This window comes from Pontiella sulfatireligans, assembly GCF_900890705.1.
Lineage (GTDB): Bacteria > Verrucomicrobiota > Kiritimatiellia > Kiritimatiellales > Pontiellaceae > Pontiella > Pontiella sulfatireligans.
On the sequence record NZ_CAAHFH010000002.1, the window covers coordinates 1661990 to 1679676 of the forward strand.

General features: G+C 54.2%; 9 protein-coding genes. All 9 read right to left on the reverse strand.

The features are described 5' to 3' along the window. Nucleotides 1–50: 50 nt before the first annotated feature. The gene (locus SCARR_RS19950; protein WP_136063408.1) at nt 51–1991 is read right to left on the reverse strand and encodes a sialate O-acetylesterase; all 1941 of its coding nucleotides are present in this window, start codon (nt 1989–1991) and stop codon (nt 51–53) included. A 350-nt stretch (nt 1992–2341) separates the two neighbouring features. Then, nucleotides 2342–3595 (reverse strand): sulfatase-like hydrolase/transferase, encoded by a 1254-nt coding sequence (locus tag SCARR_RS19955; protein WP_281281199.1) that lies wholly within the window; start codon nt 3593–3595, stop codon nt 2342–2344. A 347-nt stretch (nt 3596–3942) separates the two neighbouring features. Continuing rightward, nucleotides 3943–8145 carry a glycoside hydrolase family 2 protein gene (locus SCARR_RS19960; protein ID WP_136063410.1) on the reverse strand — a complete coding sequence of 1401 codons (4203 nt, stop codon included), beginning with the start codon at nt 8143–8145 and terminating at the stop codon, nt 3943–3945. A 192-nt stretch (nt 8146–8337) separates the two neighbouring features. Further along, entirely contained in the window at nt 8338–9708 is a 1371-nt protein-coding gene (locus SCARR_RS19965) for a TRAP transporter large permease (RefSeq protein ID WP_136063411.1), read from the reverse strand. A gap of 160 nt (nt 9709–9868) precedes the next feature. Beyond that, complete coding sequence (locus SCARR_RS19970) at nt 9869–10372, reverse strand: TRAP transporter small permease (RefSeq protein ID WP_136063412.1); 504 nt, start codon at nt 10370–10372, stop codon at nt 9869–9871. Then, nucleotides 10372–11388 carry a TRAP transporter substrate-binding protein gene (locus SCARR_RS19975; protein WP_136063413.1) on the reverse strand — a complete coding sequence of 339 codons (1017 nt, stop codon included), beginning with the start codon at nt 11386–11388 and terminating at the stop codon, nt 10372–10374. Before SCARR_RS19975 ends, SCARR_RS19970 begins: the two co-directional genes overlap by 1 nt. 263 nt (nt 11389–11651) lie before the next feature. Then, complete coding sequence (locus tag SCARR_RS19980; RefSeq protein WP_136064694.1) at nt 11652–12218, reverse strand: LamG-like jellyroll fold domain-containing protein; 567 nt, start codon at nt 12216–12218, stop codon at nt 11652–11654. A gap of 6 nt (nt 12219–12224) precedes the next feature. Next, nucleotides 12225–12455 (reverse strand): hypothetical protein, encoded by a 231-nt coding sequence (locus SCARR_RS19985; protein ID WP_136063414.1) that lies wholly within the window; start codon nt 12453–12455, stop codon nt 12225–12227. Nucleotides 12456–12749: 294 nt separating this feature from the next. Next, nucleotides 12750–17663, reverse strand: coding sequence for a LamG-like jellyroll fold domain-containing protein (locus tag SCARR_RS19990; RefSeq protein ID WP_136063415.1), 4914 nt, complete (start codon nt 17661–17663; stop codon nt 12750–12752). Nucleotides 17664–17687: the final 24 nt, after the last annotated feature.

The following is a 17687-nucleotide window of genomic DNA, read 5'->3' on the forward strand; positions in this document are numbered from 1 at the left end:
TTTTTCTTTGCCCCAGACTACCCATGCTCAAACCATTTCACCCGAGTTTATTACTGACTCAAATGCACCGTGAACGGGGAGGCCGGAAGCTGCTCTTTGTTGGCCAGGTTTACATCCAGCGTTTCCTTTCCCATGTCTAGATCCGCGCCGTAACGCACGGCGATGGGGTTCCGAACAGTAGAAGAATGAACCACCACGGTAACGCCTTTGATTTGCGCGTCGGCCTCCACGAAGGTTTCGCCGTCAGCACTAATGTAGAATCCGCGCAGGGCCTGATTATCCGATGCAATCAGCCCGGAGCCGGTGTGGTCGAACGACAAAACCGCCGCGCCCTTTTTCACCTGCATGGACTGGATGACGGGGCCGGTATAAACCAGATCGGTTTCGCCATAAACGTTGGCGCGGGCGGCCAGCGCGAGGCGGTGGCCAACCGGCGCCTTGTCGTTCGGGTGGATCGGATGGTTGCCGTCGTCATACTCTCTGGAAAGATCGATGGTGACCGCCATAAAGGTGTTGGGGTTGTTTTTCAAAATATTGAGCTGGGCGTTACGGAAGACGTGCCAGTTTTGCTGCTCGAAGCGCGGGAGCTGAACGAAGAAAAACGGCAGTTCGTCATTGCCCCAGCTCTTTCGCCAGTCGTCAACCATAGCGGGCAGCAAGCTTTTCTGCTCCTCAAAACGCCCGATATTAGCCGAGCCCTGATACCAGATGAATCCCTTCACCGGGAATGGAATAACGGTCTTGAGCATGCGTTCATACAAATGCGAGGAGGCATTGACCTTCATTGACTTCGGGTTTTGACGGTTCTTTTCTTCTTGAGCTTCCCATTCCGGCCAGCCCTGCTCCAGCACGTCAGGACTACACCACGTTTCGGTAACGGTGCCGCCGTAGCTGCAGTTGATCAGTCCGATCGGAATATCGAGTGCTTCCTGCAATTCGCGCACGAAGGAATATCCCACCGCAGTCGCGAATTTTGTGACGACAGAATCCGGCCCCGCTTCTTCCCAGTGCCCCGTCGAAAGAGCGATTTGTGGAGAGCGCGGAATTTCGCGCCGGACTTTGAAGAGACGTAACATCGGGTTTTTCGAGTTGGCGATCGCCTCCTTTCCGCCCTTCGCCTTGCACAGATAATACTCCATGTTCGACTGACCCGAGGCGAGCCAGATGTCACCAATAAGGATGTTGGTGAATGAAACTTGAAACTCGAAACTTGAAATTTGAAGTTTCCGAGGTTTTGACGAGGCGGGCATTGGAGGGAAGACGACGCGCCATTTTCCGTCGCGTGCGGTACAGTCGAGATCATAACCGCCAAAGCTGACCGTCATCTGGGTTCCACTCTCCGCCTCGCCCCAGACCGGAACGGGCACGTCGCGTTGCAGGATCATGTTGTCGGAAAAAACATCCGGCAGAGTCACCGTCTGCTTCGGTGGTTCGGGCAGTGTGCTTCCGGGAGCTGGATGCGAGGAAGGCCTCGTGAGCGCGTTCTTTCCCAATGCCAGCCAGTTGATCGAAATACCCGGCGATCCATTGCGCACAAAGCGGATCGTGAGCTTTCCATCCACCACCGTTACGGGACTTTGGAAAATGGCACATTCTCCCGGCAATGTTTTTCCAACCTCAACCGGCTCATCCCCAGCCTGCAGATACAAAACAAAACTGCTTGAACACAGTGGATCGCCCAGCTGAATGCTGAGCTGATATTCACCGTTCGGCTGATCCGCCGTGAAGGTGGCTTCCATCTGCTTGTGGGCGACACCCACAATTGTGTCGAAGAGCTTGTCATCTGATTTATTTCGCTCGCGGTTCATCAGTGTGCAATCCCAGCCGTATCCACGCGCAGCTGAATACGGCTGCCCTGAATCGGCCAGCCAGCCCGCCGGCGTTTTAAACGTTGCCGGCTGAAAATTAATCTTCACCACATCGGAGCTTATTGACCCCGCCTGCGCACTAAGTGCCATCCCGATCATGACAGCGAACAAAACCTTTTTCATATGTAACCCTCTCCTTATCAACACCTAATCCGGGACTGCTTTTTGATCACGACCGCCGAAGGCAGAGGCTGGCACGAAGTGTCAGCAACCATTAAACCCGAACGTTGCCAAACTCAACGACCAACGGGAACGGCAATCTCACTAATATTCACAAATCTTTTTTTGAATCTCTTTTTCCATATCCATTCGTGCAATTCGTGAAATTCGTGATCCAAACCTGATCCTGCCAGTTGCTGTTTACCTATTGAAACCGAAGTCGTAGTTCAGGATGTTGGCCAGCACCCGGTCAACAATGGGCCTGCTAATATAATAATAAAATTGCTCCAATCAGGACGATCCTTGTGGCGGCTCTATTTACGTTTAGCCCTCCTCTTGGCCCAATATTCAGATTCGATGGTCTTGGACCAGGCTTCCATAGCGCGGATCATCTCGACCGTCAATTCGGGGTGCTGTTTTGATACATCGGAACTCTCAGATGGATTCTGCGACAGGTTATATAGGGCGTTTTGGGTATCGGACGTTGAGTCGGAGACAAGTTTAAAGTCGTCCCGGCGCATTGCATTGCCTCTGAACCGCTTCGAGCCGTACCTGAAAAAGAAGTCGCGGCGCGGCTCCCCTTTTCTTCCATCGAGAAATAGCCCAGATGAGTCATGAGTATCGAACGTGATGTTTTTCGGCAATTTGACGTGTGCCGCTTTGCAGATCAACTCGAAGAAGTCCATCGACATCACGGGCTCCCGGCAAACCTTGGGTCCGGTAATCTTTCCCGGCCAGCGGACGATTGCCGGGACGCGGATACCACCTTCCCAGTCGGTGTGTTTCTCGCCGCGATAGGGGGTATTTCGTCCGCCCACGTCGTTCTGTCCACCGTTGTCCGAAAAGAAGATCACCAGCGTATTGTCACTCACACCGTTCCTCTCCAGCGCATCGAGGACCTCCCCGATCCCGTGGTCCATGGCGGTCACCATGGTCATGTATTTCAAGCGGTTGTTATTCACCTGATCGGGCTCAAACCCATAGGGATCGAGATATTTCTGAGGGGGCACATGCATCGGATAGTGCGGTGCATTGTACGCAAGGTAGAGGAAGAAGGGCTTCTTCATGTTGGCAGAAATAAACTCAACGGCTTTATCGGTAAAAATCTCCGTTAAATATTCTCCCTCCCGGTGAACCACCTCCTTGCCATCAAACAAGGCCGGCTCTTTTCCATGATAGAGATGGGTACGGTACGTCGCAACGCCTTCGAGAAGCCCATAGAATTCATCAAAACCACGCTCCTCGGGAGTTCCGCCCGAGGTGTAACCAAGATGCCATTTGCCGATGGCTGCCGTTTTATACCCTCGTGTTTTCAGGAACTCAGGCAGTAGTTTTTCATCATGCGGCACCGTATCGTGTCCTCTGGGAGCCAACCCTTTCAAACCGAAACGATCCGGGTAACGACCGGTCAAAAAGGCAGCGCGCGACGCGGTGCAGACCGGATGTGTTACATAGAAATCAGTAAAACGCACCCCCTGCCGGGCCAGCTTATCCAGGTTCGGAGAAATAATATCCGGGCTGCCATAGCAGCCCAAGTCCTGGTATCCATGATCATCCGACATGATCACGACAATATTCGGGGGGGGGGGGGGGGGCGGGTCGTGAATTGCTCACAGCCGCATCGGAACTGGCAGCCCCCGCCTGCGCACTAAGTGTCATCCCGATGACAACTGCAAATAAAACCTTTTTCATATAATTTAGCTCCTTCTCTAATCACTACCCCACCCTATCCCTATCCCTATTCGCGCGATTAGCGATCCAAACATTCTCCTGCTCAGTAAACCTATCCAACTGCATTTTTTTGATCACGAATCTCACTAATATTAACGAATCTTTTTCAACTCCATTTCACCCAGTCTCTATTCGTGTGATTAGCGCGATTCGTGATCCAAACCTTCTCCTGCCTAGCGGCTGTTTATCTATTGAAACCGAAGTCGTAGTTGAGGATGTTGGCGATCACCCGGCCGTCAATCGGGTCAAACTCAATCGCGTCGGTGCGAAGCTCGCTGACGAAGACCGTCCCTTTACCGAGGTTCAGTTCAAACATTGGAGAACCGCCGATTTTTCGGTATTTCTCGTTCCGTCCCTCTCCTTTGATGTAGCCGTGCCATTGAAGCGTTTCCGCCACGGCGGTAACATTATTATTCAGGCGATCCAGTCCGAATCGTCCGGTCGCGGCATACGGCACCTCGGTTTCATCCGAGAACCAGGCGACATCAAGCGGTTCCAATCCGTCAAACACCGGGTGCGACTTGCGGTTCATCGTCACGATTTCGTGACGATACGGCGTGTAGGTTTTCACCTGTTCCGGGAAGAGGTCGGCAACCGCCTGCCCGTTATTGAGCAGCAGTGCATTGCCGCCCTGCTCCACAAAAGTTTTAATCTGCTTGTAGTCCGGCACCGACGCAGCGTCGCAAACCACCAATACGGCTTTAGATTTCCCAATGCCCGCCACGGACTTCACGGTCTGGAATTCATCCCCGTATCGTTTCAGGAGCGCCTGCGCTTTTGCATCCGACCCCAGGACCACACGCTTAACGGTTCGGTTCGCTTTAACAAACGACCAATCGCGCTCGGCAAGAATCACTTCGTACTCGTTCTTTGAAAGCTGCTTTTTGCCATCAAACACGCGCAGAACCAGCTTGCCATCGACGCGGGCTTCCCCGAGCTTTTCCGGAACCCGGATTTCGAGCGGTTTCTTTACGGCGTCATAATAGTCCACCGAACCATAGTTGATTTCTTTGGATGCCAGCACACGCCCGTCATCCCCGACCACCTGCGCAATAACCTTTGCATTCTCAAGTGATGCAAAACCTTCGGAATCGTTGACGAGCGTAACCGCCGTGGCGAGGGTGTCCCCGGCATAGAAATGGCGTCCCCATAGCTCCGCGCTGGCAAGAACCGGTTCGTAAGCCAACCGCAGCCGGTCTGCGGTCTGCATCGGCGCCACCTTGTTCGCTTCATGATTGTTATAGAACCAGGTGTGAAACGCAAAGACCGATAACCCGCAGGTTTGAAAATGTTCGACGCGCCGCATCATTTCAACCAGCTCCTTGGTCAGCATGGAGTGGCGCCGAATAAAGATTTCCGGATTACTCTCTTCGTAGGCATCTTTGCCGACCGTCGTCTGCGGGGTCAGGTGCTGAAAGAGGTAGAAGCGGGTCGGCAGCGCATCATCCGCACGCGGATAACCGGTGGAGAGTTCCTGCCCCATCATCGGGCGGCCGGGGCAATGGAATGTTCTGCCGAACTCCCCCTTCATAAACATGAAGAAGCTTTCGTTGTACCAGTTCCAATAGCCATGCGGATCATCGATGTCTCCATCATCCAGGTTGTGCTTTTGAATGATGCGTTCATAGCGCCCGGTCCACTTGGCATGATTCCGGTTATATGCCGAATCCGCAATCACCGGGCGCGTAGGGTCGAGTTTGCGAACGACATCGATCCCCTCCGTTAAAATCCGTCCTTTTTCGGTGATCTCCTCATCCGTTCCGTCTTTCATGTAAAACTTCATTTCGTTATTCATGGTCCAGAGAAATACAGACGGGCGATTGCGGTTGGCTTTCACCAGCGCACCCATCTCACGTTTCCAGATCTCGATGGCCTCATCGCTCGGTGTATCCCTGAGCATCAGCCACGGATACGGACCCTCAAACGAAACCATCACGCCGATTTCATCCGCCGCATCCATCCACTGATCCGAATACGGGCAGGCATGCGTCCGCGTGGCAATCACGTTGTGCTCCAACGCCAACTGCATAAATTTTTTCGCGAGCTTTTCGTCGTAGGGCCGCATGTGCCCCGGCATATGGTTGGCACCGCGCACCCAGAACGGTTTTCCATTGAGCAGCAACTGGTCGCCGCTCACCTCGATGGTTCGGAACCCGACTTGATCGGTCAGCCGATCCAGCAGGTCGTGGTTCTGCGTCACTTTGAACGAGATCGTGTAAAGGTTCGGCGTTCCCGGCCCCCATAGTTCGGGAGAGACCGTCGGCGTATTGAAGGTGACGTTGCGTGTCTCATCCGCCGCAAGGTTCCGCTGTTCAACCACCCCGCAGCAGAGCAGCTTGCCGGACACCTTGTTTTTAATCTCATAACTGAGAGTCAAATCCTGTGCCTTTGCGCTGTAGTTCGCGTAAGTCACATCAATTTCAGCACCGTCGAGAGCCGGTTTGAAATAAAAATCCTCCACCTTTACTTTGTCGGTAATCATCAGGGTGACATCGCGCCAGATGCCGGCCGGGGCTCCATGAAAAAATGCGCGAGGGATGTGCTTATCCATCAGTTTTTCTGCGCGTTGACTCTTGCCCAGATCCAGCAGCTTGCCTTTTTTCTCTTCGGCAATAATGTTCCATGCAGCAGCATAGTTGTCGTCAATCGTGGCGGAGACTTCATCAGACAACTCGTCTTTCCACTGCCTCCAGACCTGAATCGCCACCACATTTCGTCCCGGCTTTACCCGGTCGGTCACATTGATTTTCTGAGGGGAAAACATCCCGATATGATCCTGAATTTTCTCACCGTTAAAGTAGATGGTGCTGATCAGCCCGATGGCCTGAAAATCGAGCACCACCTCTTTCGTGCCGATATCCTCAGGGAAGTCGATGGCATGGCGATACCACGCCGACTGGGTATTGAGGGCATCAAAGGTATAGTTCGCGCAACGTTTCTTCTCCAGTCGATGCAACTTGTCGTTCTGCCCCTTATTCATGGTGGTGCCGTTTATGTTCTCGCCTTCCAGCCAGGCGGCAAAGGGAACCCAGAAGTTGGGGACATCGATCACATGGGCTTTGCTGTCGTCGTAGTCGATCGCGGCAACATTTCCGTTGGCTTCCTGCTCCGGAATAAAGAGCCAGTCACCCGCGAGCGAAAACTCATTGCGCTGCTTGTAAAGGTTCGGAACATAAAACGGACGATATGCCGCGCGCTGCATCACTCGTTTATGCGCCTTTTCTTCGGCACTCAGTCCATCGGCTTTCCGAACGCTCACGCTGTCGAGTGCGGAGGGTTCAACCGGCGAAACCTTCACCCAGTCAAACTCTGTCGGCAGATAACTGCCACCCAACGAAATACCGCCTGACTTGAACGGAGCCCCTGCGTCATTCGCCAGAATACGCGGCTCCTTTTCATCACCCAGATAAACTGCAATCTTCGTTCCGGCAACCACGACCTTCATCGTGTACCAAGTTCCCGGTGCCGGCGTGAAGTCGAGCGGCTCAACGCCTAGAATTTCATCGAGCCCCTCCGCGCCGTAGCGCGCCAAATAAACCTGATTATTGTTGCCGCCGCGCAGCGCGACCACATAGCGGTAGTCACGGTTATGATGACGCACTCCCGCCCAGATCTGCACCTGTCGCGCACTCTGTGGAGCCCGCGCACGGAATTCCATCGCATAGCTGTTCCACTCCGGATCGCCACCGGCAACCCAGCCATCGGTCACACTCAGAACCCCGTCACGAACCGCAAACTCACCCCGCCCGAAGCGGGCCCAGGTTCCATCAGAAAGAGTGTCGGCATCAAACGACTCTTCAAAGGCCGCAAACGCAACCGCCTGCTTGCCTTTAAGCTCCCCGGAAAGTTTAGTCCAAAGTGCTGAATCAACTGAACCTTTCTTTTCCAGCGCCAGCCAGTTGATCGAAACGCCCGGCGTTCCGTTGCGTACAAAACGAACGTTAAGCTTGCCGTCCTTCACCGTAACCAGCGTTTTGACGACATGGAACTTTCCGGGTAGCGTTTTTTCAGCAGCGACCGCTGTTTTTCCCTCCTGCACAAAAAGCGAGAAATCGCTCGAATATCCCGAGTCGCCAAGCTGAACGCTGAGCAGATACTCCCCGTTTGGCTGATCCATCATAAAGATGGCTTCCGTCTGACCGTGCATAACACCTGCCAACGTATCGAAAAGCTTGTCACTTGACTTTTTCCGCTCGCGCGTCCCAAGATTCTTGTCCCAGCCGTACCCGCGTGCTTCGGAATACAGCTTGCCGGAATCGGCCAGCCAACCCGCCGGCGTTTCAACATTGGCCGGCTGAAAATTAATTTTCACCGCACCGGAGCTGATTGACCCCGCCTGCACACTAAACGCCATCCCTATTATGACTGCTAATAAAACTTTTTTCATATAAACAACTTCCTTCAGCTCACATCTCAACCGCTATTTTTCTGATCACTAATCTCACAAATTTCTAAACTCCTCTCAGGAGGCATTTACTCATCTCCATTCGCGTGATTCGCGATCCAACCCATTCCTGCTCAGCGAACCTATCCAACTCAGCATTCTTCTCATTCGATTCTCCATATTGGTCTCTCAACATTATTTCGCCGTCGACAAGACATCGACCATCGGTTCTTCTTTCATTTTCATAAACTTGCACTTCTCCACGTCCACCTTTTTCAACTGTTTAGACTGAACGGGCAGCCAGAGAGAGGTAGCGGGAATGTAGGTAATGACCATCAGGGCAACGATCATGGAGCCAAAGAACGGCAGCATAGTTTTGGTGACCTTGGCGATGGTGGTGTTTCCCACGCCACAGCCAATGAACAGGCAGGTGCCGACCGGAGGGGTACACAGACCGATGCAAAGGTTGGCAATCATGATGATGCCAAAATGAACCGGGTGCATGCCGAGCGAGGTGACGACCGGAAGAAAGATCGGCGTGAAGATTAAAATGGCAGGGGTCATATCCATGAAGGTGCCGACACATAAAAGCAGCACGTTGATGGTCAATAAAATGACAATCGGATTGTTAGAAAGGCCGATCAACGCGGCGCTGACGGTCTGCGGAATATTAGCCATGGTCATGATCCAGCTCATGCCGGAGCTGGCACCGATTAGCAGCATGACGACAGCGGTCGTAATCCCGGTTTGCAACAGCAACCCGGAAATCTCCTTCAGCGGGATTTCGCGATAGACCACCACCGTGAGAAAGAATGCATACACCACCGCAATCGCCGCCGCCTCCGTGGCCGTAAAGATGCCCGCCAGAATACCGCCAATGACCACCACAATTAGAAACAGGCTCAAAAACGCGCGTTTAAAACTGATCAGAATCTCTTTAATGTTCGAGCGCTCTTCGCAGGCATATTTCTTTTTAAAGGCGAACCCACCGCAAACCAGCATGATGAACAGGCCCATCACAATGCCCGGCAAAATCCCCGCCATGAACATGGCGGCAATGGAGACCGATCCAGCAGCAACCGAATAGACAATCATCACGTTACTCGGCGGAATCAGGAGCCCAGTCGTGGCCGCCGTGGTCGTGACCGCAACGTTGAATTCACGGTTGTAGCCTTTGCGGTTCATCTCCGGAATCATGAAGCCACCAACGGAGGAAACCGCCGCGCCAGCCGATCCTGAGATGGAGCCGAACAGCATACAGGTGAGCGTATTGACATAGGCCAGTCCGCCGGGCAAAAAGCCGACCAGCGTGCCGGCAAAGTCGATCAGCCGCCGCGCCATGCCGCCCCGCCCCATCAGGTGACCGGACAGGATAAAAAACGGAATCGCCAGCAAGGCGAAGCTGTTGACCCCGTTGGCCATTTTGGCAGCGACTACAATCGTCGGGTCCATTCCGTCTGCCAAAATGGCGAAAAACGTGGCCAGTGCAATCGATACCGCGATCGGCACGTTCATGACGAGCAAAAGCACGAAAACCACGACCAGGATGAGCGCTATAGTTCCCATTAGCGGACCTCCAGGGGATTGTGAAAGGTGGGAGGTGGGAGGTGGGAGGCAGGGCTCGACCGCCGGGCAATCCAGACGAAAACCAGGCGTGCGCGCGAACGGCTCGGCGAGCCATCCCTACCCGGGGTTTCCAACTGGACTAAATTATTCTGCCACAAAATCATTCTGCTCCTCCTTCTGCCGGAGCGGCGAGTGTTTCAATGAGATTTTCGATGGTGTAGAGCACCATGAAGATTCCGGCGATGGGAAGCGCGAGGTAGACATGCCCCATTTTCCAGCCGAGCGCAGGCGTCATCTGCTCCATGGCGAGCGCATCGGCCACGACGCGGCTGCCGCCGTAGAGAAAAACCGCGCCAGCAAAAAACAGGACGATCAAATGCACAACGATAGCCATGAGCTTTCGCGCCTCCGAATGAAATTTGCCGACAAAAAAATCGACGCCCAGATGGCCCTTGGTGCCGAAGGCAACCGCGCCGCCGAGCAGCGCGACCCACACCAGCAAAAAGCGCGCGAGTTCCTCGGTCCATTTGGCCTGCTCGCCCATGACATAACGGGTAAAGACGCCCCAGACCACATCCAGCACCAGCAAGGCAACCGCCACGATCAGGACAAAGTCCAGCGCGGTCGTCATGCCCTTCTTACATTTAACAAAACCAGCCAGCATCACTTGATCTCCGCGATTTGTTTGAGCAGTTCACGAACCTCAAGATTGTCCACTTTTTCGAGCATCGGCGCGACCTTGGCCGCAAAGGCTGCCGTATCAACTTCGTACACCACAACCCCCTCCTCTTTCACTTTTTCGAGAGCGGCCGTCGTTTCCTTCCTCCAAAGATCCCGCTGGAACTCCGATGACTCGGCGGCCGCCTGCTGAACCCACCCTTGAATCTGCGGCGACAGTTTTTTCCAAACCTTGGAACTGATCAGCAGCAGATCGGGAATGCGGGTGTGTCCGTCGAGGGTGAAGTGCTTGCAGACCTCATAGTGCTTGTTCGAGGTGAAACTCGGCGGATTATTTTCTGCGCCACCGACGGTGCCTTGCGCCAGCGCGGAATAAAGCTCCCCCCACGCGATAGGGGTCGGCGCGCCCCCCATAGCTTTGACCATATCGATGGCGGTCGCGCTGTTCATTACGCGGATTTTGAGCCCTTTCAAATCGGACGGCGTGCGGATGGGCTTTTCTTTTGTGTAGAAGTTACGACTACCCGCGTCGTAGTAGCAAAGGCCGCGCAGAAATTTCTTTTCGCCCTGCTGCAACATTCGCTGCCCAATCTCTCCGTTCAGCACCGCCCAATAGTGATCGGCATCGCGAAAGATATAAGGCAGCCCGAAAACCGACATGGAAGGAATAAAGTTTTCCATGGCGGCAGCCGAGGTTTTCGTCATCGCCAGCGAACCGTTCTGCAACTGCTCAATGCACTGAGTTTCGGAACCAAGCACCGAGCTGGGATAGATATCGATCGTGACCGAACCGCCGGACAACTTTTCCAGCCGCTCCTTCATGAACTCCATCGCCTTATGCACCGGATGCCCCGTATCCAGTCCGTGGCCCAGCTTCAGCACCCGCTTCGACTGCGTTGAGCCGGCCGATTTCTGATCGCGCAAAAACAACGAAAAGCCGACCGTGGCGAGTATCGCCCCGATCAAAACGCCTGCGACTAAAAATGATGCTGATTTATTCATACAAATCTCTCACGCATTACACCTCAAACGATCGAGGTTTTTTGAAAACAAATCGCACGACGTGTGCCTCATCTCGTGCCATTGTCCCAATCGTGCAAATTTGTAAACCAACCCATTGCGCCTGTCAAACAATCATTACTTTTTTTGCACCCTTTTCTGCCGCCGGAATTTCCAAGGATTGGAAAAAATGTTTCCAAACCTTGGAAAACAAAAACCTCCCCCTGTTTCCAGAGAGAGGCTTGTCTGTTTCAGCAGGCTCAAGCTCAGCATAATCTGCTACGTACCAACAGGGTCAGCACAGCACCGAGACCCAGCATGCCGATGGTGGCTGGCTCAGGGATCACGCTGCCTGCATTGTTACTTAAATTAGCAACGTCCGTGCTAGAGAGCACATTGTCATAGATTTGCACATCGTATATCTCTCCGATAAAACTGTTAGCAATATTGTTATCGTTGTCCCCTGCGTCATAAGTGCCCAGATTAAACGTCGCCCACCCGGCGTCCATAACTGTTGCCGCACTGTCCGATGACCCAACCGATACACCGTTCAAATAAACATCAAACGAGGTGGTGGCATCGTCCCACGTGACCGCAACATGGTTCCAGGTATTTGCAGAAACCGATTTTCCTCGTGCAACCGGAACATCATTAAACACAGATATAGTGCTGTCATTTTCACCCAAAATGTTCAGATTTTGAGCTGCCACCACATAGTTTCCACCTTCGAGCACATCCACATTGAACCAGAAGCTCATGGAACCCGCGCTGGAGAATGCAGATTTATCAAGCCGAACGCCCGACTTCAAGGGGGTTGCCGCGCCGTTAGACATGCCGAATTAGGCGGACCCTGTCGGAGCCCCGTCAGCCAGACTGTCTGGCGTAGCGCTCACAAGATCCGGAGCTTCCGTATTGAATGAACCGTTATCCAGTGTCGGGACACCGTTTATACTGCCCACGGAATCATTAAAATCCCCGTTAAATGTGTAGCGGTGTGCCAGGTCGGCCTGCGTACTGAAGAGCAGTCCGCCCAGTGCGATTGCCAGCATCATTGTTGTTTTTGCTTCCATCTGTTTTCTCCTTTTTACCTCTCAGAACCTGACCAGCACCCACCGACCGCAAACCCACGAGATTTCCTAAAATAAAGCCAGCAGACCCCCGCCGGATAGATACTGTCAAACAATCATACCGATTTTTTTACACTTTTTCTGCCGGCGTCTACACCGGAATTTCCAAAACTTGGAAAAACAGAGACAGGAGTTTCCACAGGATTGGATAAAAAGTTCTCCCGGCCTAATCGAATCAACCCCGATCCGATTCTGCGGATTCCGGCCCGCCATTCAATGGACGGGCCTCACCACCATTTAGTGCAGATTAACCTTATAGAAGCAGGCCGCACTCTCCACCGTGGTGGTGTATGACGTGAAACCGTGCTGGCCAGGAATGGCTGATGCAATCGGGCTCCAGGCTTCCGACGCCAGGTTGGTGGCGGCCGAGAGGCTAAACCAGCAGCCCTCTTCCGAAATCCAGGTAATGACGAGCCCGTCTCCATCAGTCTGCGCATCCGCTATCTCGAACAAGGACGCGACATCGGTCGGGTCGGAGCCGGTGAAGTATTCGGCCCGCGCATCATAGCCGTCAACATCGGTGTCTGAAACCGAAGACGCCTCGTAGTCAACCACCCCCGGATACCAGGCGTCGAGCCACCAGCGGGGAACGCGGTTGGCGGTCGATGCGGCATAATACGATCCCGGGTTACGATACAGTGACTTAACCGTATCGCTGCTGAGCGTACGGTTGTAGAACTGAAGATCGTAGAGGATCCCATCGAACTGGTTGACCAACTGCGCATCGTTGTCCACGAGATTAAATCCGCCTATATTGATCCAGGCCGTATCCACCCGGTTGGAATAGGTCGTTGTACCGGCCAGCGCGCCGTTTAGATACAACCGGCCGGTTCCTGTGGCATTGTCCCAACTGACCACTGCATGGTTCCACTCGTTGACGGCATAGCTGCTGCCGGCCTTTTCCCCCTGGAACCCGGCCTCAATCCCGCCGGCATACGCACCAATACCGCCCTTCAATATCTGCTGCGGCCAAGAGGCAACCAGATACTGAGAACCCTGAAGAACGTCTTCGCTCTTAAACCACAGCGAATAAGAACCGGCGTTGGTATTCATGACCGAACCCTCCAGACGGAAGCCCGACTTGACCGAAGGATAGCCCATACCGACCCGCAATGAATTCGTCGGGGCACCGGCCACCGCGCCGGGCGGTACATCCAACAAAAGCAAAGGCGCTTCCAGCCAGGTTCCGTTCGTCGTCGCCTCCCCGTCGACACTTCCGATGGAGTCCGTCACACCGCCCTCAAAACGGTAGCGGTGCGACAGGGCTTCCGGGCGGGTCAGCTCGACGCGCGACACATAAAACGGGGCACCGCCAGTGTTGGCCTGGATCAGGATATCATCGTTGCGGCGGATGTAGGTCATGCGATCAGCGAACAGGGCATCGGTAACCGTGGCAGTCCAGGTTTTCCATTGACCGGTGTCAGTCAGGTTAAACTGTCCCATCAGCTTGTTACAGTTTCCATCCCCGTGTGCGTCGTAGTAAACCTGCACGAAGTCGGCCCCGACATCGAGATAATCAAAACTGAACTCGACCTCCGGCGCATTCCCGAAACGGAACTCCTGCCAGTCCACCCGGAGATCAACGATAGGGGTCGTGCCAACGGGGCTCACCGACCAGCATTCCCTACCGGTGTTGGTCACCACCTTGTCAGCGTATTCGGTCTTCTCGAAGTTAAGCCGCTTGAGAAGGCCTTGCGATTGCGTCGGTGTCACGCGGGCCGTCAAAGCGTCCCCTCCCTGCGGATAGATATTCACCTCACCGCCGCCGATGAGGGGCAAGCGGCCGGTCGGATCGCCCCACATCATCAGACCGTAAACGTCCACGGTGCCGGTAAAGTTCGGGGTGGTTTCCAGAAAATAATCATCATCAAAGGAGACGATGCCGATCCCAAAGAAACGAAGATCATTCCCCCTGTCAAAATGAAGGGAGATGCCTGCTGTACGTTCTGGGTGGCACATAAAGAAGTCCATGTTTTCGGGCCCATTGCCGTCCTGTTCCAGAAACTGCATATGCTGCTTGAACATGAAACTGATGGCTCCATAGGCCTGCACGTTCTTCACGTCGCCGAAAACATAGCCAACACTGTTGCTCATGGACAGACCAACGGCATTGGTCCAGAGCCATTCGCTCCGGATCTCCGACGTCCAATTGGGAATATCGGGCGTGTTGATTCCGGGATAGGACCAGGCTCCCATGCTCTGCAGTACGCGCTGAATATGCCCGCCGTCCGTACCACCGCCGATGCGCACGCCGATGTTGAGCGGGCTAGTCCAGAAGTCCTGAAGCACAAACCCGCTGCAATCGTGACTAGCCAGATCAATCAGGTTCCATCCACGCTTAATGGTCACATACTGGATATTGATGTCCGGGCCCAGCCCTCGGATGGTCCACGGATAAGTCTTGGGCGGATCATCCGCAACCGTCGGCCAGAACTCTCCCTGGTTCGGATAAAGGATGGTCATGCCACGCACGCTGCTGTTAGAGGAGAGACTGATAAACGGCGGCTCGTTTTCCAGGTCCACACTGTTCTCGCCATGGAAGGCGAACAAGGCAGTTCCTACAGGAGAAGCTCCCGGGCCGTGATCGTCGCGATAGACAAAATCAGTGACGCCCCGGAGCTCCACCCCGGACGGCACCAGCAGGTTGGTGCGGACCACATACTCCCCTGCCGGGAGATAGACGATGCCGCCGCCCAGGACCCCGGCATCGTCCAGCGCATCCTGAATAGCCTGTCGGTCGTCCGTCACCCCATCGCCGGTGGCACTGTATGGATATTCCCTTACATTAATCAGAACGTTGCTCCGGGCGGGTTTCCACGGGTCGGGCCAGACATAATCAACTGCAGCGGTTTCCGGAAAACGATCCAAGTCTTCGATTGCTCCGACCCAGCCGCCGCCTTCATAACGGCGCTCCAGGGTGGCATTGATTTTCATCTTGAAACCATACGTAGCGCCCATACCGCTTGCATTCGTGTCGGTGAGCAACCCTATTTTGGCGTTCTCGACCGTGATGTCAAACAGCTGGATATCATCATTCTTGAGGAGTTCCAGACCGACCGTGTTGGCTTGGCACCAGTTGCGGACATCCGCCAGCGCCGGCGCATTGGTGATGACCGCACTTGGGGCATCCGCCCAGATGGAGGGGGAAATATGGATCTGGTCAAAGAATCCGTATTCAAGGCAGTTATCATGCTTGATTCCGGTGTTCAGAAAAGTGCCGAATATTTCAGAGATCACGGGCGCGCCGCCAGCCTGTTCCACTTCATAGCCTTGATATGCATTGTAGAACGTCAGTCGCTTCAGCATGCAGGGCCTCCACTTCCGTTGAATGGTCGGCGGATACGGCACCACGTTATCGACGGTCTGTTCTGGATACCAGAAGCTGAGGTTCTGGATGGCGTTAAGCCCCCCTGAAAACTGGATAAACGGGGCGGCATTGGTGTCGTTGCGCCCAGCGTAGACCATCAGAATCGTTCCCTGGCCGGAGCCGCCATCGAGCGGGCTCTTCCAGTCGCCCCGCAGGGAGATGGTTCCGGGAACCGTCAACGTCCCGTCGAACCGGTACTTACCGGCCGGAAAATAGAGGGTGCCGCCTCCGGCCGACCCCAGGTCATCGAGCGCGGCCTGCACCATCGCGGTACAGTCGGAAACGCCCGAAGAATCCGCGTTATAGGGAGCATCGGTGACTGCAAGATCCGCTACGACCGCGTCACTCTCATCGAGAGTCGGAAAGATCAGACGAGTCGTATCATGAGACGCCTTGATCCCCGGATTCGCATAGAGCAGCTGCACGGCATCGATGCCGAGCTCGTTACGGTAAAACTGGAGGTCGTAGAGCTTCACATCCGACTGATTGGCCAGGTTGTCACCGTCATCGTTCAGGTTGAACCCGCCGATATTTACCGAGGAAGGAGCCACCACGTTTCCGTCGTAGTCTGCTGTGCCCGCCAGCACGCCGTTTATATACAACCGACCTGCTGCCGCAGTATTGTCCCAGCTGACCACAACATGAATCCACTCGTTTGTGGCATATCCGCCTCCGGCCACAACACCCTGGAACCCGGCCTCAATCCCGCCGGCATACGCACCAATACCGCCCTTCAATATCTGTTGCGGCCAAGAGACAACCAGATACTGAGAACCCAGAAGAACGTCTTCGCTCTTAAACCACAGCGAGTACGATCCGGTATTTGTGCTCATCACTGAGCCCAGAGAAAATCCAGACTTCTTCGACAGGTAGCTCATGCCGACCTGCAGGGAGCGGGTCGGCGCACCGGCCACCGCACCGGATGGAATATCCGTTGAAAACAAGGGGGCTTCCGTGTACGTGCCGTTTGTCGTCGCCGTTCCGTCGGCACTTCCGATGGAATCGTCTACATTACTGCCAAATGCGTAGCGATGCGCCAGCACAGGAGATTCATAACTAATAATGGCACCCGGATTATTATGCAGCTCGAAAACATCACCGGCATCCAGCATACCATCATAAAACTGGAGGTCGTAGAGCTTCACATCCGACTGATTGACTAGATTGTCACCGTCATCGTTCAGGTTGAACCCGCCGATATTTACCGAGGAAGGAGCCACTACGTTTCCGTCGTAGTCTGCTGTGCCCGCAAGCACGCCGTTTATATACAACCGGCCTGCTGCCGCAGTATTGTCCCAGCTGACCACAACATGAATCCACTCGTTTGTGGCATATCCGCCTCCGGCCACAACACCCTGGAACCCGGCCTCAATCCCGCCGGCATACGCACCAACACCGCCCTTCAATATCTGCTGCGGCCAAGAGGCAACCAGATACTGAGAACCCTGAAGAACGTCTTCGCTCTTAAACCACAGCGAGTACGATCCGATATTTGTGCCCATCACTGAGCCCAGAGAAAATCCGGACTTCTTGCTTCCATTATTCATGCCGAATTCAATCGACTGCGTCGGCGCACCGGCCACTGTGCCGGCAGGAATATCGTTGATAAACTGCGGCGCTTCCAGATACGTGCTGTTTGTCGTCGCCGTTCCATGCAGGGCTCCGACCGAATCGGTCACGTCGCCATCGAAAAGATAGCGATGGCTTACAGTCGTGATTCCGCCCTCCGAAAACAGGGCCAATCCAGTCAACAGTGCGGTTGCGATCCATCGTGTTGTTCTCATTCTGTCCTCCTTTTGAAATATAGA